The organism is Nocardioides sp. Root682 (assembly GCF_001427795.1).
Lineage (GTDB): Bacteria > Actinomycetota > Actinomycetes > Propionibacteriales > Nocardioidaceae > Nocardioides.
In genome coordinates, this window is sequence record NZ_LMHJ01000001.1 from 1,301,315 (window position 1) to 1,321,404 (window position 20,090).

Annotated in this window: 20 protein-coding genes; 4 read left to right on the top strand and 16 right to left on the bottom strand. The window is 69.8% G+C overall.

Annotation, left to right across the window (positions count from 1 at the left end):
* Positions 1-95 precede the first annotated feature (95 nt).
* The gene (locus ASD84_RS06115) at positions 96-1,616 is read left to right on the top strand and encodes a hypothetical protein (RefSeq protein ID WP_056707797.1); all 1,521 of its coding nucleotides are present in this window, start codon (positions 96-98) and stop codon (positions 1,614-1,616) included.
* 81 nt (positions 1,617-1,697) lie between these two features.
* Here ASD84_RS06115 and ASD84_RS06120 read toward each other — a convergent pair whose 3' ends face one another.
* From ASD84_RS06120 to ASD84_RS06165, 10 genes are all read right to left on the bottom strand, one after another.
* Positions 1,698-2,111 carry an SRPBCC family protein gene (locus ASD84_RS06120; RefSeq protein ID WP_056707799.1) on the bottom strand — a complete coding sequence of 138 codons (414 nt, stop codon included), beginning with the start codon at positions 2,109-2,111 and terminating at the stop codon, positions 1,698-1,700.
* Between the two features lie 138 nt (positions 2,112-2,249).
* A complete protein-coding gene (locus tag ASD84_RS06125) occupies positions 2,250-2,690 on the bottom strand; it encodes a pilus assembly protein TadG-related protein (protein WP_056707802.1) in 441 nt (146 codons plus the stop codon).
* Entirely contained in the window at positions 2,687-3,166 is a 480-nt protein-coding gene (locus ASD84_RS06130; protein ID WP_056707806.1) for a hypothetical protein, read from the bottom strand. Before ASD84_RS06130 ends, ASD84_RS06125 begins: the two co-directional genes overlap by 4 nt.
* Positions 3,163-3,555 (bottom strand): TadE/TadG family type IV pilus assembly protein, encoded by a 393-nt coding sequence (locus ASD84_RS06135; protein WP_056707809.1) that lies wholly within the window; start codon positions 3,553-3,555, stop codon positions 3,163-3,165. Before ASD84_RS06135 ends, ASD84_RS06130 begins: the two co-directional genes overlap by 4 nt.
* A gap of 2 nt (positions 3,556-3,557) precedes the next feature.
* Complete coding sequence (locus ASD84_RS06140) at positions 3,558-3,740, bottom strand: hypothetical protein (RefSeq protein WP_056707812.1); 183 nt, start codon at positions 3,738-3,740, stop codon at positions 3,558-3,560.
* A gap of 29 nt (positions 3,741-3,769) precedes the next feature.
* Positions 3,770-4,696 carry a type II secretion system F family protein gene (locus ASD84_RS06145; RefSeq protein ID WP_056707816.1) on the bottom strand — a complete coding sequence of 309 codons (927 nt, stop codon included), beginning with the start codon at positions 4,694-4,696 and terminating at the stop codon, positions 3,770-3,772.
* Positions 4,693-5,547, bottom strand: coding sequence for a type II secretion system F family protein (locus ASD84_RS06150; protein ID WP_056707820.1), 855 nt, complete (start codon positions 5,545-5,547; stop codon positions 4,693-4,695). The genes ASD84_RS06145 and ASD84_RS06150 overlap by 4 nt, the downstream gene beginning before the upstream one ends.
* A 6-nt stretch (positions 5,548-5,553) precedes the next feature.
* On the bottom strand, positions 5,554-6,822 hold the full coding sequence (locus ASD84_RS06155; protein WP_056707823.1) for a CpaF family protein: 1,269 nt from the start codon (positions 6,820-6,822) through the stop codon (positions 5,554-5,556).
* Positions 6,823-6,956: 134 nt separating this feature from the next.
* Positions 6,957-7,538, bottom strand: a complete 582-nt coding sequence (locus tag ASD84_RS06160) for a TetR/AcrR family transcriptional regulator (protein ID WP_056707828.1) — start codon at positions 7,536-7,538, stop codon at positions 6,957-6,959.
* 10 nt (positions 7,539-7,548) lie between these two features.
* Positions 7,549-8,946, bottom strand: a complete 1,398-nt coding sequence (locus ASD84_RS06165) for a cellulase family glycosylhydrolase (protein WP_056914031.1) — start codon at positions 8,944-8,946, stop codon at positions 7,549-7,551.
* Positions 8,947-9,025: 79 nt separating this feature from the next.
* On the opposite strand from ASD84_RS06165, the gene ASD84_RS25295 reads away from it, so the two are divergent.
* On the top strand, positions 9,026-9,199 hold the full coding sequence (locus tag ASD84_RS25295) for a hypothetical protein (RefSeq protein ID WP_162251497.1): 174 nt from the start codon (positions 9,026-9,028) through the stop codon (positions 9,197-9,199).
* A gap of 88 nt (positions 9,200-9,287) precedes the next feature.
* On the opposite strand, the gene ASD84_RS25710 is transcribed toward ASD84_RS25295, so the two are convergent.
* The gene (locus ASD84_RS25710) at positions 9,288-11,468 is read right to left on the bottom strand and encodes a putative Ig domain-containing protein (protein WP_056707832.1); all 2,181 of its coding nucleotides are present in this window, start codon (positions 11,466-11,468) and stop codon (positions 9,288-9,290) included.
* A gap of 179 nt (positions 11,469-11,647) precedes the next feature.
* On the bottom strand, positions 11,648-12,529 hold the full coding sequence (locus ASD84_RS06175) for a helix-turn-helix domain-containing protein (RefSeq protein WP_056707836.1): 882 nt from the start codon (positions 12,527-12,529) through the stop codon (positions 11,648-11,650).
* Positions 12,530-12,691: 162 nt separating this feature from the next.
* Here ASD84_RS06175 and ASD84_RS25445 point away from each other — a divergent pair, with 162 nt between their 5' ends.
* Positions 12,692-12,853, top strand: a complete 162-nt coding sequence (locus tag ASD84_RS25445; RefSeq protein ID WP_200954444.1) for a hypothetical protein — start codon at positions 12,692-12,694, stop codon at positions 12,851-12,853.
* A gap of 60 nt (positions 12,854-12,913) precedes the next feature.
* Entirely contained in the window at positions 12,914-13,681 is a 768-nt protein-coding gene (locus tag ASD84_RS06180) for a class I SAM-dependent methyltransferase (protein ID WP_056707839.1), read from the top strand.
* A gap of 4 nt (positions 13,682-13,685) precedes the next feature.
* On the opposite strand, the gene ASD84_RS06185 is transcribed toward ASD84_RS06180, so the two are convergent.
* From ASD84_RS06185 to ASD84_RS06200, 4 genes are all read right to left on the bottom strand, one after another.
* Positions 13,686-14,333 (bottom strand): MazG nucleotide pyrophosphohydrolase domain-containing protein, encoded by a 648-nt coding sequence (locus tag ASD84_RS06185; RefSeq protein WP_056707842.1) that lies wholly within the window; start codon positions 14,331-14,333, stop codon positions 13,686-13,688.
* A gap of 2 nt (positions 14,334-14,335) precedes the next feature.
* The gene (locus tag ASD84_RS06190; RefSeq protein ID WP_156391615.1) at positions 14,336-15,067 is read right to left on the bottom strand and encodes a hypothetical protein; all 732 of its coding nucleotides are present in this window, start codon (positions 15,065-15,067) and stop codon (positions 14,336-14,338) included.
* A 14-nt stretch (positions 15,068-15,081) separates the two neighbouring features.
* Complete coding sequence (gene mfd, locus ASD84_RS06195) at positions 15,082-18,624, bottom strand: transcription-repair coupling factor (RefSeq protein WP_056707847.1); 3,543 nt, start codon at positions 18,622-18,624, stop codon at positions 15,082-15,084.
* Positions 18,625-18,716: 92 nt separating this feature from the next.
* The gene (locus tag ASD84_RS06200) at positions 18,717-20,060 is read right to left on the bottom strand and encodes a serpin family protein (protein WP_056707851.1); all 1,344 of its coding nucleotides are present in this window, start codon (positions 20,058-20,060) and stop codon (positions 18,717-18,719) included.
* Between the last annotated feature and the right edge of the window lie 30 nt (positions 20,061-20,090).

Here is a 20,090-nt window from a genome sequence, read left to right on the forward strand (position 1 = left end):
GCAGACCCGATTCTGGTGTGGCCGCGGTCACAGGACCGCCGGCCGCTCGATCCGGCTCCCGAGTTCCGAGCGGTCCCGCCCAGAAGAGGAATCCCATGCGCAGAACGTCCCCCCTCGCACTGGCCGCCACGGCCGCCGCCGTCGTGGCCAGCATCGCCGGCGCCGCCTTCGCGGACGTACCGATCCCGAACGGCCCCACCAGCACGCTGCCGTCGTACGTCGGCAGCCCGGCCACCGCGCAGCCCGTCACCGGGATCCCGACCATCCCGCAGAACCCGTACATGGCACCCAATGGCGCGTCGTCGACCCACAACGACAGCTGGCAGAGCGACGTCTACGAAGGCCCCGGCCCCCTCGGCAAGGACCCCGTACTCACGTCCAACGGCGGCTTCACCGGCGACTGCATCTCGCCGACCTTCGACCGTGACGGCCGCGTGATCAGCATCTGCAGCACGCCCACCGAGCCCGGCCCGAAGCTGAAGATGTTCGACCCGGTCACCCTCGACGAGATCGCTTCCGTCAACCTGCCGAACCGCCCGGCACCACTGAACGGCATCCCGACGCTGAAGGACACGTCCGGTGGCGTCTACTTCTACATCGACAACGAGAATCGCGTCGTCAACGTCGCCCCGAACAACCACGTCCTGCGGTTCACGATCGAGGAGGACGGCTTCGCTCTCGAGACCGACTTCGACGTCGCGGCGCACCTGAACACGGCGTACCCCGCCGGGGACTCCCCCAAGCAGCGCCTGGTCTCCGCGCTCCCCGACTGGGACGGCCTGATCTGGTTCGTCACCCGGTACGACGGCGTGGTCGGCACCCTGAACCCGGAGACCGGGGTCGTGCAGACCCTGCAGCTCGGTGACGGCCTCGAGAACTCGATCCAGAACTCCTTCGCGATCGACAAGAAGCGCGCCTACGTGGCGACCAACCGCCGCATGCTCGCCCTCGAGGCGGACGAGGACGGCCGTCCCGTCGTGCAGTGGTCGGAGACCTACCAGAACGCGGGTGACGTGAAGCCCAGCCAGTTCGATGACGGCTCCGGCACCACGCCGACGGTCCTCCCGGGCGGCTTCGTCGCGATCACCGACAACGCCGACCCGCTGAACGTCGTCGTCTATCGCACCAAGAAGTCCAAGGACCAGGTCGTGTGCGAGGTGCCGGTCTTCGGCAAGGGCGCCAGCGCCAACGAGAACTCCCTGATCGGCGTCGGCAACTCGCTCATCGTCGAGAACAACCACGGCTACGACGTGATGGGTTTCCAGACCGGCGCGGTGCGGAGCAAGCCCGGCCAGATGCGCATCGACATCGACGCCGACAAGAAGGGCTGCCACGTGGTCTGGGCGAACGACCAGGTCATCCCGAGCGTCATCTCCAAGATGTCACTGGCGACCGGACTGATCTACACCTACACCCGCAAGGTCGATGAGAACGGCGTCCAGGGCTGGTACTGGACCGCCGTCGACTACCGCACCGGCGAGACCGCCTTCAGCGTGCTCGCGGGAACGGGTCCCCGCTGGAACAACCACTACGCCGCCATCGCGATCGGACCGGACGGGACGCAGTACACCAGCGGGTTCCCCGGCGGCCTCTGGTCGATGCGCGACGGTTCCTGACCCTCGAGACGAACGAACGGCTGCTCCCGGACCTCCGGGGGCAGCCGTTCGTCGTGGTACGACGTGCGTCGTGTGAGCCGATCAGCCGCGGGCGGCGCGGGCGAGCAGGCGCATCAGGGTCTGTGCGATGGCCGTCGCCGGCAGGACACCGACCAGCGGCAGGTCGAGCGACACGGAGTAGTCGATCTTCGTGCCGTCGGCGACCGGGGTCAGCACGACGTCACCGTGGTAGTTCTTGAACGGAACGCCGCTCACGGCCTTGTAGCCGAGCCGGGAGCCGGGCTCGAAGACGGTGACCTCCTCGACGATGGCCGGCATCGGGCCGGGCGCGTCGATGCGTCGTACGGCGCCCACGCCGCCGGGGGTCGGCGAGCCCTGCTTGTCGAGGGTGACCTTGATGCCGGGCCCCCAGTTGGCCATGCCCTCGTGGTCGGCGAGCACCGACCAGACGTGGTCGACGGGCTTCTTCACGATGGTGGTGGCGGTGGCGCGCACAGGAACTCCTCTGGTCGGCAGGCGGGAACAGTCTGACGGCTCGCGGCGGCACAGCGGGAGGCGTCTCGCCCCAGGGCTGCCGGACGTCATACGTTCCGGTCGTTCGAGCAGCCAGTTCGCATGACGTCCCGGACGTGATCACTCCTCCGGATCGACCACTGCCGAGCCGATGGACCTGATCGTCGGGTTCTCGGGTGCCCCGGGCAGGCCGAGGGGCAGGTCGATCGGCGCCTCGAGCTCGACGACGATCCTGTCGTCCTGGACCCGCACCACGGCGCGGATCCCCGGATGGTCCGAGGCCGCACCGACGTCACGCAGGTAGGCCCGCACGGCCTGCTCGGCCTCCCGGCGCGCGATGGTCAGGTCACCGGCGGCCAGCCCGTCGTCGTACGCATCGGAACCCTGGGCTCCGCCGTCGGCACCCTGCAACGCGGCGCCGTCCGCGAGCGCGTCGAGGCGCTGCCGGGCGAGGTATGCGGCGCTCGCGTCCACCACGACCGCCACCAGCAGCAGGACGATCGCGGTGAAGGCGAGGATCAACGGCGTCGAGCTCCCGCGCTGGTCATGGATCCGGTTCACCGGCTCTGCTCCTCGATCTCCTGGTACTGCCCGATCGGCACGGTGTGCTCCGCGCTCAGCCGGAAGGTCGGTGCGCCACTGCCGAGGACGTCGGGGAGCAGCGGCAGGGTCACCGCCGACTCGATCCGCACGGTGATCACGGAGGTGCCGCTGTGGCAGTTCTTCGGGTACGGCGAACAGGTGACCGAGACACGGACCGGGACCTCGCGCAGCCCTTGGTCGGCCAGCGCCTGCCGCGCGACAGCGACAGCGCGCTTCTCCCCGGCCACGTCGTTGGGCGCCAGGGCGTAGGCACGGGCCGCCGCCCGGGCCGCACCACTCACGCCGAAGGAGCCGCGCTGGACCTCGAACACGGACAGCACGATCCAGAGCAACGGGAGCAGCAGGATGATGCTCATCCACACGATCTCGACCAGGCCGCTCCCCCGCTGGTCGAGGCGCACGCTCGTCAGGCGGCTCCTCAGCAACGACGTCATCGCGGGCTCTCCTCGACCGCCCGGCCGGACACCGAGAACTCCACCGCCGGACCGCCGAGCCCGAGCGCCGGAACCTCCGCGTGCACGGTGATCTCGATGCCCGGAGCGCCGTCGACGAGCACCTGGCGAACCTCGACGTCCCGGGCGAACGAGCCCGCCAGGGCGTCGTCGATCTGTGCGCGGGTGCGTGCGACCCCGTCTGCCGGACCACGATCCGCCGTGGCCGCCAACCGGGCGCCCTCCGAGGCGGCGGCCGCAAGCGTCGCGCGGACGTGCAGCACGAGGGCGACCTGGATCAGCCCGAGCACGATCGGCAGCAGCACCACCAGGACGAGCGTGAAGTCGACGAGCGCCGACCCTCGCTGGTCCCGGCGGCGTCGCGCGGACATCGTCACTTCACGGAGTTGAGCGCTGACTGGAGGATGCCGACCAGCTGTGGCTGGGCCAGGCTCCACAGCGCGACACCGATCGAGATCGTCATGACCGTGACGAGGACCCAGCCGGGGACGTCACCGCGTTCGTCGCGCTGGTGCCAGCGACGACGCAGGAAATGGAGAACGGTGGAGGTGTGCACGGTGGTTCCTTCCGAGAGTGCAACGCGGATCAGTACGACAGGGACAGTCCGATGAAGCCGGGCCAGAAGGCGAACAGGACGGTCACGGGCAGGACCAGGAAGACCACCGGGACCATCATGAAGATCTCTTTCCGGGAGGCCTGCTCGATGAGCGCGCGGCGCCCGGCTTCACGGACATCGGCGGCCTGGGCGTGGAGCACGTCGGCCAGTGGCGTGCCCCGCTCCACAGCCACGGCAATGCCGTGGGCGAACCGCGCCACGACGCTCACGCCGGTCGTGCCAGCGAGCCGGTCGAAGGCGTCCGCAACCGGCTCGCCCGTGCGGATGTGGGCCAGCACCTCACCGAGCTCACGCGACAGCTCGCCACCACTGCGTCGTACGACGCGAGCGAGCGCAGCGACCGGGCCTTCGCCAGCCGCCACCGCCAGGGCCAGGAGCTCGGCGATCGTCGGGAACTCCGCGACCATCGCGACCTCGCGCTGCTTGACCTGGGTGCTCAACCGGTTGTCGCGCAGCAGCACGCCGATCACGAAGGCGCCGACGCACAGCAACAGCAGCGGCAACGGGTTCGTCGGCCGGGTCCAGGTCCGCAGGATGCCGTAGACGGCTGCGATGCCGAACCCGGCCAGCCCCCACAACACCTGCTGGACCCGGAAGTCGTGCACGCTGATCTCGAGCCCTGCCCGAGCCAGGCGGCGCCGTACGGACGGCGTGCCGCCGACGACTCGTTCGACGGCCTCGGCCGAACTGCGCAGCAACGGGCCGAAGACCGCGGCGACCGCGTTGCTCGGCTCGACGGGCGCGACCGGTCGATCCGCGGACGCGAGGTCCCGCACGTAGGGCAGCACCCGGCTCTCCAGACGGGGCCGGCGCATGGCGGCGAGCCGGGCGGCAACGAGAGCCAGCCCCGTCGTCGTACCGAGGCCGAGGAGGCCGCCCCACACAGCTGGATTCACTGGAGAATCCGCCGTTCGGTGGGGAGGCGACCCATCCGCATCATCAGCCGGTACGCGATGACGCACAGGCAGGCGCCGACCACGAGGACGACGGCGCCGGCCGAGGACTGGTAGCGCTCGATCACGGTGCGCTGGGTCGACATCACCAGCAGGACCACCCACGGCGCCGCGACCGCGACGCGAGCGCCGTTGACGGCCCAGGCCTGACGGGCCTCGAGCTCCGAGCGGGTGCGGAGGTCGTCGCGGAGGAACCCCGACAGGCTGCGCAGCAACCGCCCCAGCTCGCCGCCGCCGACCTCGCGGGCGATGCGCAGGCCCTCGACGACACGATCACCCACCGGATCCGCAAGGCGTTCCTTGAGCCGGTCGAGGCAGTCACCGAAGCGGCCCGACACCTGGTAGTCCAGCGCGAACGCATGGAAGGCCGCACGCAGCGGTTCCGGACCGCGGATGGCGAGCGCGGCCACGGCGTCGGGCAACGACATCCCCGCTCGTACGGCGGAAGCCAGGTCGTCCACGGCCTCGGGCCACACCTCGGCGAACTCGCACTGCCGTCGTCGAGCGCGCCCGGCGACCACAGCGACCGGCAGGTAACCCGCGAGCACACCCAGCACGACAGCGATCGGCAGGGTCCGGGTGATGCCCAGGACGACCACCGTCCCAGCCACGCCAGCAGCCAGGCAGAGCGCGATCAGCGAGCGCGGCGCGACCTCGCGCAGTCCCGCCTCGGCAAGCAACCGCTCGGTCCGGCTCGACGTCCGCACCGGCGCCGGACGGGTCTCCTTCGGCCGGAAGGCCGTCCAGATCAGCAGACAGCCGAGCCCGAAGCCCAGGCCGACCAGTGCGCCCATGGCTGCTCACCCCGCCTCGTGGAGCAGCCGGGCGACATCGATGCCGATCCGCTCGAACTGTTCCAGTCTCGGCGGCAGGCCGATCCCGCGTCGCAACTGACCGTCGCGCCACTCGAAGACCGACTCGGTCTCGATGACGTCGCCCTCCATCCGGCCCGGAACCGCGACGATCTCCCGCACCTGCCGGGCGCCGCGGGGGTCGAGGGCGAGATGGACGACGAGGTCGATGGACGCCGCCACCGTCGGGACGACGAAGCGCGCGGAGATGTTCTCGCCCGCCAACAGCGGCAGGGTGCACGCCTTGGTCAGCGCCTCGCGCGCACTGTTGGCGTGCAAGGTGCACATCCCGGGCAGCCCTGCGTTGAGCGCGAGCAGGAGGTCGAGGCACTCCTCGGCCCGCACCTCTCCCACGATCAGCCGGCTCGGCCGCATCCGCAGGGACTCCTTGACCAGCTCGCGGAGCCGGATCTCACCGGTGCCCTCGAGACCCTCCTGGCGCGTCTGCATCGCCACCCAGTCCGGGTGCGGGAAGCGGATCTCGAAGACTTCCTCGGCCGAGATCACCCGCTCCCCACCGGGGATGGCTGCCGCGAGGCAGTTGAGCATCGTGGTCTTCCCGGCCTGTGTTCCCCCGACGACGAGGATGTTCAGACCCGCGCGCACCGACGCCTCCAGGAACCGAGCGGAAGCGGGCGTCAGCGTCCCGAGCTCGACCAGATCCGAGAGACGACTGGCACGCACGACAAATTTCCGGATGTTGACTGCCGAGAAACCCCGTGAGATGCCCTGGAGCACCACGTGCAGCCGGTGCCCGGCGGGGAGCATGGCATCCACGAACGGGCGACTGAGGTCGATCCGGCGGCCGGTCGACTTCAGCATCCGCTCGACCAGGTCGGTCACCTGAGCCTCGGTCAGCACCAGGTTGGTCAGCTCGTGGCGCCCGTGCCGGGCCACGAAGACCCGGTCGGGGCTGTTGATCCACACCTCCTCGACGGTCGGGTCATCGAGGAGGGGCTGCAGCGGGCCGAAGCCTGCGACCCGGGCGACGAGCTCAGCGACCAGTGCCTCGGGGTGCGCGACCGGCGCCACCACCCCGGTCAGGCTGAGCTCGTCGTGGACACGCACCAGGTCGGTGGCATGGCGTCGTACGGCGGCGATCTCGCGCTGCGGGTCGATCCCGTCGCGTCGTACGACGGCACGCAGCTCCTCGTCGAGGCGCGCGACCACGTCGTCGGACGCTGGTGCCGACACGACCGGTGGCTGAAGCAGGGCCATGGCGGCTCCCCGAGATGAGATGACGTGGCTGGCAGAACGTTAAGGCCAGCCGAGTCCCCGTGGCCAGAGGGAGTCCGGGAGACCTGTGGACAACCAGACCTCGCGGGCTCTGGTCACCGAGGCGGCGATGTGCCCTACGGCTGCGTCAACAGGGTCCAGGTCCGGCGGATGTGCGCACCCATGTCGATGCTGCGGTCGTGGAGCCACTGGTTCTGGATGCCGTCGGCCGCGGCGACGATGGACGTCGCGATGAAGTCGGGATCCAGGTGCGCTCCGGCCCCGGGTTCGGTCCGTTGCTCGGCGACCATCAACGCGATGACCTCTCGGAGCCTGACGAACCGGTCCCGGAAGTACTCAGCTGCCGGATGCCCGGGCGTCGTGGCCGCGACCACCATCGAGACGTACAGCTTCACCCGGGCCGGCTCGGCCGCGTTCACGTCCATCACCTTCGCCAGGTAGTCCCCGATGTCGATGGACGCACCGAACTCGGCGTAGGCCGCTTCGGCTCGGTCGTCGACATCGCGGAGCACCTCGGTGAGCAGGACGTCTCGCGAGGGAAAGTAGTGCATCAACCCGGCCAGGCTGATGCCGCTCTCCTTGGCGATCTTCCGGAGCGACGTACCCGCCATCCCCTCGCGCTCGAAGAGGTCGAGCGCGACCTGCAGGATCTCGGCGCGCCTGGCGATGCCCTTGGCGTAGGTACCCGGTCGCGACACAGGTCCGACGTTACCGCCGCCGGATCGTCACACTCACCTTCGTCGCTCCCTTGGCGGAGGCGATCACCAGCACCTGCCCCGTGCGGCGTTCCACGCGGCCGCCGGTCACGCTGATCCGGGCACCCTTCGGGTAGTCCTGGGTCGGCACGAAGATCACGGTCCGCGAACCGGCCGGGAACGTTCCGCCACCTGCGCGCGCGGTGGTCCAGCTCAGCGTGAAGACACCGGTCGCGGGGTCGAACCCGAACGCGGTCGGAGTGCCGGCCACCGCACGGGGATAGGGCCGGATCAGGGACGCCAGCAGTGGTGCATTGAGATTGGCGCCAGTCGGCGGCCGCGCCGGATCCTTGACGACGCCCTCGTTGGGACGCGGGCCTGAGGGGTCCTCGTTGAACCAGGCCCAGCTCTGCCAGCTCGTCATGTACCGGTCGGCAGCATTCGCGATCCGGTCAATGACCGGAGCGTCCTGCACCGCCCCGTACTCGCTCATCAAGGGCGCACCCAATCCCTTTCTGGCTCGTTGGGCGGCACTGGCCAACGGGATCGGCTCGAAGACCTGGTCGCACAACGGCGCCAGGACCGGGGTGTTCGGACCGAGCCCGGTGATGCCGGTGACGCAGTAGTTGTGGAACGAGAAGCCCGAGTTGCCGATCCCGGGGTCCCCCATCGACGTGCCGCCGCCGGAACCGAAGGTCACCCACGGCTCGTAGTACAGCGTCGTGTTCGGATCAACCGAACGGATCCCGGTCATCACCTTCCGCTCGAAGGTCTCCAGCACCCGGTCCTGGGGACATCCGAGCGGGGACAGGCACAGCGCGTAGAGCGATCCCGGGAACGGCTCGTTGAAGATGTCGTAGCCCACGACGTACGGATCGTCGCGGAACTGCCTAGCAACCAGCTTCCACATGTCGACGAAGGCGGTCTGCACACTGCGCCCGGTGGTGTCCTTGAAGTCATTGGCCCAGAAGTGGTCCCAGGCTCTCCACAGGGCAGGCATCACGAAGTAGTTGCCCGGGAATCCGCAGTTCGGCACCGTGGGCAAGCCGTCCGAGCGCACTGCCCAGTCCGGTAGACCCTCGCCGTTGAAGGCCTCGTTGTACATGTCCTGATGGAAGTCGAAGACGACGTTGATCCGTCGGTCGGTGAAGAGCTTGACCGTGCCAGCCAGGTCGGCCAGGTAGGCACGGTCGTAGTGACCCGGGGTCGGCTCGAGCCCTTTCCAGATCAGACCGAGTCGGACGGTGTTGAAGCCCGCGGCCGCCATGGCGTCGGCGTCGTCTGCCCCGAAACCGATGCTGCTCGGCGTGTACGGAGCGAGCTTCCGGATCTGGTTGGTGCCGTGCATGATCACGACCCGCCCCTGCCCGTCGAGCAGCCAACGGCCGTTGCTGCGAACAGCCTTGGCCACCGCAGGACCCTCGCCGGTCCCCCGCACCCTCCCCACCGGTGCACCCGGTTTGCCGAGCAACGCAGGGCCTGCCTTCATCGTGCAAGACGATGACGTCGCCCCGGAATCTGCCGACGCCGAACCGCCCGTTCCTGTCGTCGTCAAGCTCACCAGGGACGCAGCCACCGCGAAGGCAACGACGAACATGCAGATCTTCTTCACTGGCTGGGTCTCCAAGCTCGCGCACGTCCGGATGGCGCTGTCAGCCAAATAACGTGCACTGCACTGTTTTGTTACGCCCCCAAAAATGCCGTGATGGCTCCGCGCCGGTGTGGGGTACCGGTGCGGAGCCATCAACGGTGTCAGGAAAGGTTCAGTGCCGTGTCATCGATGACGAAGGACGTCTGCAGCGAATAGTCCTCGGTGGCCGAGAAGCAGATGGTCACCGTCTGACCGGCCAGCGACGACAGGTCGAAGGTCCTCAGCTGGTAACCAGCCGCAGCGTTGACGTTCGAGTACGACGCCAGCACCTTCGAGCCGGCCTTCACCACCAGCTTGTCGTAGGCGGCGGGGCCTGCGGCCTCACTGGTCTTGATGTGGAGGTAGAAGGACAGCGTCGCCTTGCACCCGGCCGGGATCGTCACGCTCTGGTCGAGCGTGTCCGTGTGGGTGCTCCCGTAGCCGCCGAGCCAGGCCATCCACGAGCCCGTACGCGGCGCGAAGGTGGTCTTGTTGATCACTCCCGAGGTCGCGGACCACGGCGCAGCCGTTCCGGTCTCGAAGCCGGGGTTGCCGAGCTTCTGGCCGGAGCAGGACGACGTGGCCGGGCTGATGGTCCAGCTGAACGTCGTGGTGCCGGTCGCGTTGGTCGAGTCCTTCACCGTCACGGTGGTGGAGGAGGTCGCTGCAGCGGTCGGCGTACCGGAGATCAGGCCGGTGCTGCTGTTGATCGACATGCCCGCGGGAAGGCCCGTCGCGCTGTAGGTCAGGGTCTGGCCGGCAGCCGAGTCACTCGCCTGGATCTGCAGCGACTTCGCGGTGCCCACCTTGCCGGTCTGTGCGCCCGGGTTGGTGACGGTCACCGTGTTGGTGGCCACCGTGCCAGTGGTCAGGGCGAGCTGGAAGTTGCCGAGCGAGCCGTAGTCGCTGTACTTGCCAGCGGTGAGCGGGTTGCCGGTGCCGACGCCGTCGACCAGGACGGTGTACGTCGCACCACCGGCCGGCAGGTCGCCGGTCCAGCTGGCGTCCAGCCCGCTGGCAACACCCGAGGAGACCCTGGCGGATGCCGGGTCGACGGTGGCCACCGTGGCGCCCGAGGCGTTCAGGATGGTCAGCTTCGCGTCCAGGTTGGGAACGCCCGCGGCACCCTTCAGCGTCACCGTGGTCGGCCCGGAACCGGTGATCTTGAAGGCGTCGACGTCGGCACGGTTGCCGATGATCCCGTTGACGCTGCCACCCGCCGGCAGCGTGGTCGCGCCTGCGGCATTGTTGCCGTGGTCGTCGGCCCGGAACGGAGCGCCCTGCGCGATGATCGACAGGTCATCCTGCTTGTTGTTGGCGTCGGGGTACTCGCCCACCGACCACTGCACGACAGGCTGGCTGTAGCCCACACCCATGATCGGGGCCCACGGGTCGGCTCCGCTGTAGTAGCCCCGGGTCGAGGTCCCGTCGTGGTCGAGGCCGAAGTTGTGGCCGACCTCGTGCGAGGCGGCCTCGGCCATGCTCTTGCCGCTGGTGCCGGTGCCGTTCGCGAAGACCCAGGCCGGCTGGTAGTAGGCGTGGTCGGCACCCGTTGCGCTGAAGACGCCCACGTAGGCGACCCCGCCGCACCCGCAGCCGTCGTAGATCGAGCCCCCGTTGGTCAGGTAGACGTGCGACCCGAAGGTCTGGTCAGCCGCGTCGGTACGGTCGATCGCCGCCTGTCCCAGGTCCCGGGTCGTGACGTTGACGTCGAACGGCGCGTAGTCCTCGGCGACGACCTGCCAGGCCGCCTGGATCTGCGTCAGCTCGGCGTCGGAGAAGTTCGTGGAGACGGTGGAGTCCATGGAGTACGGCGTCACGACGATGTCGGTGTCGCCGTCATTCCACCCCGTGTCGCTGACGGTGCCACCGTTGAAGTCGAGGTAGATGGTGCGGTTCGAGCCGGGCTTCGACTGCAACGTGAAGGTGTCGGCCAGCGGCACACCCGTGTTGGGCTGTGCTTCGGCGCGACTGGCCGCCACGGGTGCGGCGGCTCGCGGCTCGACGAAGAACTGCTTGCCGCACTCGTCCAGCCACAACGTCGCGTCCTCTGCCGCCTCGGTGAGGCTGCGCACGGACTGGCCATTGCGCTGCGCCGCCTTCTTGAAGGCTGCAGGCTTCGCCTTGGCGACCTTCCCGGCCCGCTGCGGCGCAGCGAGCAGGTCGCTCGCGCACCCGTCACTGGCAGCCGTCGCTGCGGCCGTCGCGCCCCCAGCCGGCATCATCGACCAGGCGGTCGCTGAGACCGCCAGCGTGACACCAGCGACCCAGACCCTTCCAGCCTTGCTCGTCGGTTCGAACATGATGGTTCCTCCCATTCCCCTGACCCGAAGGCCACTCCCCAATGGCGTCCCCGTGGCTGACCCGGCCCTGAGGACCGCCGCCGCGAGGATCGGTCCGATCTTGGCGTGGGCGGGCGGCTCGAGGTCACGGCGTTGGGTGCCAGAAGGCACGCAACGCGTGCCAGATCGAGTGCGATCGTTCAGACAGCGACGGCCAGCGTGGCGCGGTACTCGGCGGGACTCATCGACACGAGGTCCCGGAAGGCCCGGTGGAATTGGCCCTCCGCCAACCCGCACTGCGCACCCACGTCGACCACCGACCGGCCCGGGTGCGAGATCAGCAACTGCTTGGCTCGCTCGATGCGCAGCCGCCGCAGCACGCACATCACGCTGTCGGTGCCGCCGAACAGCCGGTAAAGGCTACGACGCGAGACGTTGACTGCACGCGCGACGACGTCGGGTGACAGGGTCGGGTCCTCGAGGTTGCGCCGCAGGTAGGACAGCACCTGCTCGCGCAGCAGGTCATCGCCGAGCGGTGCGTCGCCGGCACCGGCAGCAAGGATCGCCATCGCCGAGGTGAGGAGTCCGGCACCCTGGTTCGCGAGCAGTCGGGTGCCCTCCGGGTCGACGAGAGAACCATCGGAAAGCCGCAGGAAGAAGTCGGTGAACAGCGCGAGGGCGCCGCCTCGAGATCCGGCCCGGGCCGTGTGCCGGTGCAACGGCGCCGTCGCACTGAAGAGGGCCGCCCGCTCGTGGGAGATCCGCAGCAGCAGCACGTCCTGGTCGCCGTCGAAGTGCCACGCCATCGGCCGACTGGTGTCCCAGTAGGTCACGGTCCCTGGCTGGAGCGCGGCAACGCGCCCCGACTGCTCGAGCCGCCCATGACCTCCGATCACGATGGCGACGAGGAAGTACCCGCGTCCGCCGTCCGCGATGTTGCTCGCGCTGCGTCGACAGAGGTGCCCGTCGGCACGCACTCGCGCCATCGCGAAGCCCTCGAACGCGTGCAGCCACATCATCGCCCGGAACGGTCGGTCGACGCGCGCGCTCTCGAACGAGGTCCCGAACTTGTCGCGCGCCAAGGCGCGCCAGTAGGCGTGACGATCCTGCTCCCCGACATCATCGGTCGAAAAGACCGCTGAATACCCCATCGCTGACCCCCCCAGGCCCTCCAACAATCCCCGCCGGGAGTGTAGCGCGCGTCACATCCCGGGTGCGAAACGACCGTGGGTACCGTCGGGTGCATGAGCGAGGAGCGCGCCGTGCTCGACCGCTGGATCGCGTCCGGGGGTCACTGGGCGGTGCTCTCGGAGCATGGCGAGCGGCTCACCGTCGGGCTGTTCACCTGCGACGGCGGCGAGGAGATGGAGCGGGTCACCCTGCTCCGCGACGAACTGCCCGAGTGAGCGTCAGGTGCCCGTGGCAAACGGTGGACATCGCGAGTGGATCGGCGCCATGATCCCGACATGGCCCTCTTCGAGGTCTCGGCCACCGCCTACGCCCGCTTCATGGGCCGGTTCTCCAGCCCCCTGGCGCCGACGTTCGCGGACTTCGCGCTGCCCGGCATCGCGCCGACGGGAACGGTGCTCGACGTGGGCTCCGGTCCCGGGATGCTGACCACGGTGCTGGCGGACCGGCAGGGAGCGACCAGGGTCGCAGCCGTCGATCCGGTCGCGACGTTCGTCCGGGCGACAGCCCAGGCCGTCCCCGGCGCCGACGTGCGGATCGCGCAGGCAGAGGAGCTGCCCTTCGCCGACGCCAGCTTCGACGCCGCGCTCGCCCAGCTGGTCGTCCACTTCATGCGCGATCCTGCCGCCGGCATCACGGAGATGGCACGGGTCACCCGCCCCGGCGGGCGGGTCAGCGCGTGCGTCTGGGACCACGCCGGGGGCACCGGTCCCCTGGCCTCGTTCTGGGAGGTCGCGAAACGCGCGGACCCGACGACGGCCGACGAGGGCGACCTCCCCGGCACCGCCGCCGGGCAGCTCGCCGCGCTGCTCGAGGAAGCGTCGCTGCGCGAGGTCGTCGAGACGTCCCTGGACGTGGAGGTCCCGTTCGCGACGTTCGAGGAGTGGTGGGAGCCGTTCACCCTCGGGGTCGGACCGGCGGGCCAGCACGTCGCGAACCTCGACGAGGACGGTCGCGCACTGTTGGTGGAGCTGCTCCGTGCAGAGCTCGGGGACGGCCCGTTCACCATCCGGGCCAGCGCGTGGGCCGCGACCGGACTCCGCTGAGCGCCTACAGCCGCTTGCGTACGACGTCGCGCAGTGCCTGCTCGGGATCGACACCTGCCGCGCGGGACTCGGCCACCAGGGCCAGCAGGCGTTCCCCGATGTCCTCGGCGGCGGGATCGACGTCGGCCGGCTCACCGGCGCGGGCCAGCCGCTCGAGAACCTTGTCGGCGTACAGCAACGCGGGGAGGGCGGACGGGAGCCCGTCGTCAACCCTCGAGGGGCCGTCGAGCCTGTCGAGACGCTCCGTCGCCTTGACCTGCTGCCAGATCTCGTTGACCGCGTCGGCGTCCAGCGCCGCTTCTTCGTCGGTCGAGCCCGTCGAGACCGCGAAGACGTGCGGATTGCGCCGCCGCATCTTGGCGGTGATGCCCTCGGCGACGTCGGCCAGGTCGAAGTCGCCGCGTTCCTCGGCGATCACGGCGTGGAAGACCACCTGGAGCAGTACGTCGCCGAGCTCCTCGGCCAGGTGCGACCAGTCCCCCGACACCTCACCCGCATCGATGGCGTCGACGGTCTCGTAGGTCTCCTCGAGGAGGTAGCGCACGAGCGAGCGGTGGGTCTGCTCCTGCTTCCACGGGCACTCGGCGCGCAGCCGGCGCATCACGGCCACGAACTCGGCGACTGCCGAGTCGTCGTCCGCGCCGGACGTCATGGTCAGGCTCCCGGCGCCTGGGGTGCCTGCACCGGTCCGCAGCGCTGGTCTTCGGGAAGTGCGTTGACCTGCTCGGCCGTCAACGCGCTGGTGTCGACCACCGAGCCTGCCTCGCGGCTCACGGGCACCGACAGCGAGTCGCCGTCGAAGTAGCCGGTCTCGGGGTTGTACTCACCGAACACCGGGTTGAGCTCGGGCTCGTGGTCCGCCAGCCACTCGTCAGCGAGACCGACACCGACATTGATCGCCTGCTCGCCGGAAACGGTCTGTCCGGTCTCCTGCAGCACCGTCCGGGCACCGAGCTGTTCGGCCGTCGACGCCAGTCGCAGCTGCACCCAGGTCAGCCACTCGAACGAGTCGTAGTTGTCGTCATCGACCTCGCCCAGCTCCATCCACAGGTTCTCGACCGTGGCGCGGTCGATCGACTCCGGCGGGAGCGGTACGTCCAGCTCAGCGGCAAGGTGGTCGATCGCGATCGCACGCGTCCAGCCCTGGGCGAACTGTCCGCGCACCAGCGCCGTCGGAACGGGGGCGAACTGCTCGTTGGCCGTGAGCAGGTCGCAGTAGTCCTGGACGGCCTGGTCGACCTGGCTCAGCTCGAGCGTCTCGCCGTCGACCGCGGCAGCCACGCCCGGCTGAGCGCCGCCGTCGGTCAGGCCGCAACCGGCCGCCACCAGGGCCACGGCCGCGAGGGCCACAGCGGTCCGGACGTTCACTCGGCGGGGACGACGCACGCTCTGCTCCTTGTTCAAACGGCTGGATCTATGACCGAGTCGATGACCAGTCGAGCCCATTCAAGCAGGGCGATCCCCTCGAGCGGGCGCCCCGTCTGCCCGGGAGTGCCGGGCCGCGGCACGAGGATGGTCTCCAGCTGGCTCTTGACGATCGACTTCGGGAACATCCGGTTCAGCCGGATGGTCCGTGACTCCGGGAGTACGACGGGCGCGAACCGCACGTTCTTGCCGACCGTCGAGATCTCGCGGATGCCCGCGGCACGCACCCGCGCCCGGAACCGCGCCACCAACAACAGCGCCGTGACCTGCGCCGGCGGCTCGCCGTAGCGGTCGTCGAGCTCGGCGATGATCTCGTCGACGTCGGCGTCGGTACGGACCTCGGCCAAGCGCTTGTACATCTCCAGCCGCAACCGCTCGCTGGGGATGTAGTCGTGCGGCAGGTGTGCCTCGACCGGCAGCTCGATCCGGACCTCCTCGAGCACCTCCGGAGCACCACCGTCGTCGCGGAAGTCGCGGACCGCCTCGCCGACGAGCCGCACGTAGAGGTCGAAGCCCACGTCGGCGATGTGACCGGACTGCTCGCCGCCGAGCAGGTTGCCCGCACCCCGGATCTCGAGGTCCTTCATCGCGATCGCCATGCCGCCGCCGAGGTCGGAGTGCTGCGCCAGGGTGGCCAGCCGCTCGTGGGCCGTCTCGGTGAGCGGCTTCTCGGTCGGGTAGAGGAAGTAGGCGTAGGCGCGCTCGCGGGAGCGACCGACGCGACCCCGGAGCTGGTGGAGCTGGCTGAGGCCGAGGGTGTCAGCACGCTCGATGATCATCGTGTTGGCGTTGGACACGTCGAGACCCGACTCGACGATCGTCGTACAGACCAGGACGTCGAAGCGTTTCTCCCAGAAGTCGAGCATCACCTGCTCGAGCTGGTGCTCCCCCATCTGCCCGTGGGCCGTCGCCACCCGCGCATCGGGGATCAGCTCGCGCAGCTTGGCGGCGGCCTTCTCGATGGAGTTCACCCGGTTGTGGATGTAGAAGACCTGGCCGTCGCGCAGCAGCTCGCGGCGGACAGCGGCCACGACCTGGCGGTCCTCGTAACCACCGACGTAGGTCAGCACGGGGTGCCGTTCCTCGGGAGGGGTGGTGATCGTGGACATCTCGCGGATGCCGGTGATCGCCATCTCGAGCGTGCGCGGGATCGGCGTCGCACTCATCGACAGCACGTCGACCGAGGTGCGCAGCCGCTTCATCGCCTCCTTGTGCTCGACGCCGAAGCGCTGCTCCTCGTCGACGATGATCAGGCCGAGGTCCTTGAACCGGATGTCGGCGTTGAACAGGCGGTGCGTGCCGACGACGACGTCGACCGTGCCGTCCGTCAGGCCGGCCATGACCGCGGCCGCTTCCTTGTCGGTCTGGAACCGGCTCAGCGGCTTGAGGTTGATCGGGAAGCCGCTCATCCGCTCGCTGAACGTCGCGAGGTGCTGGCTGACCAGCAGCGTGGTCGGCACCAGGACGGCGACCTGCTTGCCGTCCTGGACCGCCTTGAACGCAGCCCGTACGGCGATCTCGGTCTTGCCGTAGCCGACGTCACCACAGACCAGCCGGTCCATCGGCACGGTGCGCTGCATGTCGGCCTTGACCTCGTCGACGGTGGTCAGCTGGTCCGGCGTCTCGTGGAACGGGAAGGCGTCCTCGAGCTCGCGCTGCCACGGGGTGTCGGGCCCGAACGCGTGGCCCTTGGTGGCCTGCCGGGCGGCGTACAGCTTGATCAGCTCCGCGGCGATCTCGCGGACCGCCTTGCGGGCCTTGTTCTTGCGCTTGGTCCAGTCGCCACCACCGAGGCGGTCGAGGCTGGGCTGCTCGCCACCGACGTAGCGGGTGATCTGGTCGAGGGTGTCGGCCGGGACGTAGAGCCGGTCCGGCGGGCCGCCACGCTTCGACGGGCCGTACTCGAGCAGCAGGTACTCCCGGACCGCGCCGTGCACCTCCCGCTGCTTCATCTCGACGAAGCGACCGACGCCGTGCTGCTCGTGGACGACGTAGTCGCCGGCCTTGAGCTCCAGCGGGTCGATCTGCTTCTTGCGACGCACCGGCATCGCGCCCTTGTCGCGCATGGACGCCTTGGTGCCGACGATGTCCTCGCCGGTCAGCACGACCAGACGACGACCGTCATCGACCAGGCCGTGGCCCAGCGCGCCACACGTGACCGTCACGACCGCACTGTCGAGCGCGTCCCCGGCGCCGATGTCCTCGACGAAACGGGCCGGGACGTCGCGCTCCCCGAGGGCCTCGACCATCCGGTGCGCGGGGCCGTGGCCGGCGTGCACGACGACGACGGCCTGGCCCTCGCCGTGCCAGCGGGCGATGTCGACGAACGCCTTCTCGACGTCGCCGCGGTACGCCGGCGCGGACTGCGCGCCGAGAGGTGCCTGCTCCGCCTCCGCATCGCCGTCGAGCCCGAACGGACTGAACGTCCACCAGCTCTGACCGAGTCCGCGGGCGTGGCTGCGCACGTCGCCGAGCGACTGGTACGACGCCGCCTGGAGGTCGATCGGTGCCTGACCGCCGACCGCGGCGGTCGCCCACGACGCCGCGAGGAACTCCTCGCTGGTGGCCACGAGGTCGTGCGCACGAGCGCGAGCACGCTCCGGGTCGAGCACGAGGACCTGGGTGTTGGCCGGCAGCAGGTCGACGAGCAGCTCGAGCTCGTCGACGAGCACCGGGATCAGCGCCTCCATGCCCTCGACCGCCATGCCCTGCGCGATCTTGTCGGTGATCTCGAGGAGCTGCGGGTGCTTGCGCCCGAGCTCCGCGGCGCGGGCGCGGACGTCGTCGGTGAGCAGCAGCTCGCGGCACGGCGGCGCCCAGAGTCGCTCGACCGCGGCGATGGTGCGCTGGTCAGCGACGGCGAAGGAACGGATCTCCTCCACCTCGTCGCCGAAGAACTCCACCCGCAGCGGGTGCTCCTCGGTGGGCGGGAAGACGTCGACGATGCCGCCGCGCACCGCGAACTCGCCACGCTTCTCGACCAGGTCGACCCGCGAGTAGGCAGCGCCGATCAGGCCGGCGACGACCTCGTCGAGGTCGGCGGTGCCACCGACCTCGAGCTCGACCGGCGTCAGATCGCCCAGGCCCTTGACCTGCGGTTGGAGCATGGACCGGACCGGCGCGACGATCACGTTGACCGGACCGCGCTGCGTCCCGTTGGTCGAGCCTGTCGAGACCGGGTGGCAGAGCCGTCGCAGGACGGCGAGGCGGCGACCGACGGTGTCGCTGCGCGGACTCAGCCGCTCGTGCGGGAGCGTCTCCCAGCTCGGGTAGTAGGCCACGCCGGTCGGGTCGACGAGGTCGCCCAGCTCGGCGACCAGCTGCTCGGCCTCACGGGTGGTCGCCGTGACCACGAGGAGCGGGCGACCCGCGCGGGCCAACCCGGCGGCCAGGAACGGACGCAGGGCCTCCGGCCCGGTCAGCTCACCCGTGGGCTGGCTCGCGCCAGCGGCCTCGGAGAGAGCCTGAGCCAGGGGCGGGTCGGCAAGGACGGCGTCGGCGAGGCCGGCGAGACGCATGGGGGCACGCTTTCATGGAAGGCAACACAAGCGCCCCCGGCCAGGATCGACAGGGGGTGAGGGTGTCAGCCTACGGCGTCCCGCCGACAGTCCTATGCCGACGGATCGACGACCCTGCCCACGAACAACGGCGTGTTGTGCTCGAGGTCGTGGATGACGAAGAGGAATGGCCGGTCCACCGTGAAGGCCTCGGTGACCACGGCCGACTCGGTGCTCACCACGACCGCCGTGGCAGCCGCCGCTTCGGTGCCTTCCTCGTCAACCGCGATGAAGCCCTGGTGCAGCACGGCCGCGATGTGCAGCGGCAGGTCCTCGTCGGTCATCGGGGTGAAGTCGGCCTGGCCATCGACGAACGCCGTCGGCATCCCGAGCTCCTTGAGCAGGTCACCCAGCGGAGCGTTGGTGCGGAACTTCCACTTCGGAAGGGTCAGGTTGATCGCGGCCGGAGCCCCGCCCGGCGTCAGCACGCCGAGGCCGTCCTTGACGATGCTCGCCTCGACCGCGGTCAGCTCACCCGCGTCGGGGAGGACGACGGTCATCGCCAGTCGCGACCCGGCGTACGGCAGGATCGCGCCGCGCCAACCGGTGCCGGAGACCAGTCCGCCGGACAGGTCCGGCTTGTTCATCATGTCGACGTCGACGCTGGAGCCGTCGTCCTTCGTGAACTTCCCCGGCTTGGTGAACGACTTCTCGAACGGCTGCTCCCAGGGCGCCTTGAGGTAGATCGCGTTGACCAGGACGAGTCGGGTCAGGTCGTCGAGCACGCCTTCGGGGATCAGGTCGACGATGCGGTCGCGGGTCTGGTCCTCGACCCAGTTGTTGATCAGGACCCGGGCTTCCTCGGTGGCGCTCTCGAAGTCAACGGCCCGCATCCCGGCGCCGTACTCCTTCGCGAGGAGGTCGAGGAACTCGTCCTCCCAGCCGACGCCCTGCTGCCCGAACAGCTGGTTGGCCGTGGCGAGCGCGAGCTCCGCGGCCGAGCCGTCGAGCCGCTTCTGCTTCCCGGCCAGCCCGTCGACGTACGACGTCAGGGCGTTGACGCCCTTGTGCCAGCGGTCGCCGAGGTCGCTGGCGCCGAGGACGTCGCCCATCTCCTCAGCGGTCGTGCCGGCGGCACCCACGAGGGTCATGCCGAGGGCGACCAGGACGGAGTACGGCGAGAAGACCAGGTTGCCGGGCGTAGAGGCGATGCCGCCGTACAGGTCACCGGCGAGGGCCTGGAGTCCGGCGACCACGTCGGGCAGGACCGTGGCGTCGCCGGACGCGCGCTTCACGTCGGAGGAGAGGAGCTCGAGGTCCCCCGTCGGGCCGCCGGCCTTCTGGCCCGGTGTCTGATCGGCCGCGCAGGCCGTCAGGGCGGCCGCGCCGCTGAGGGCAGCGAGTCCGAGCAGGCCGAAGCGGAAGGTGTCGCGGCGCGCAAGGCTGAACGGGATCATGGTCGTACGACGCTAGCGCGCCCCGTGCGG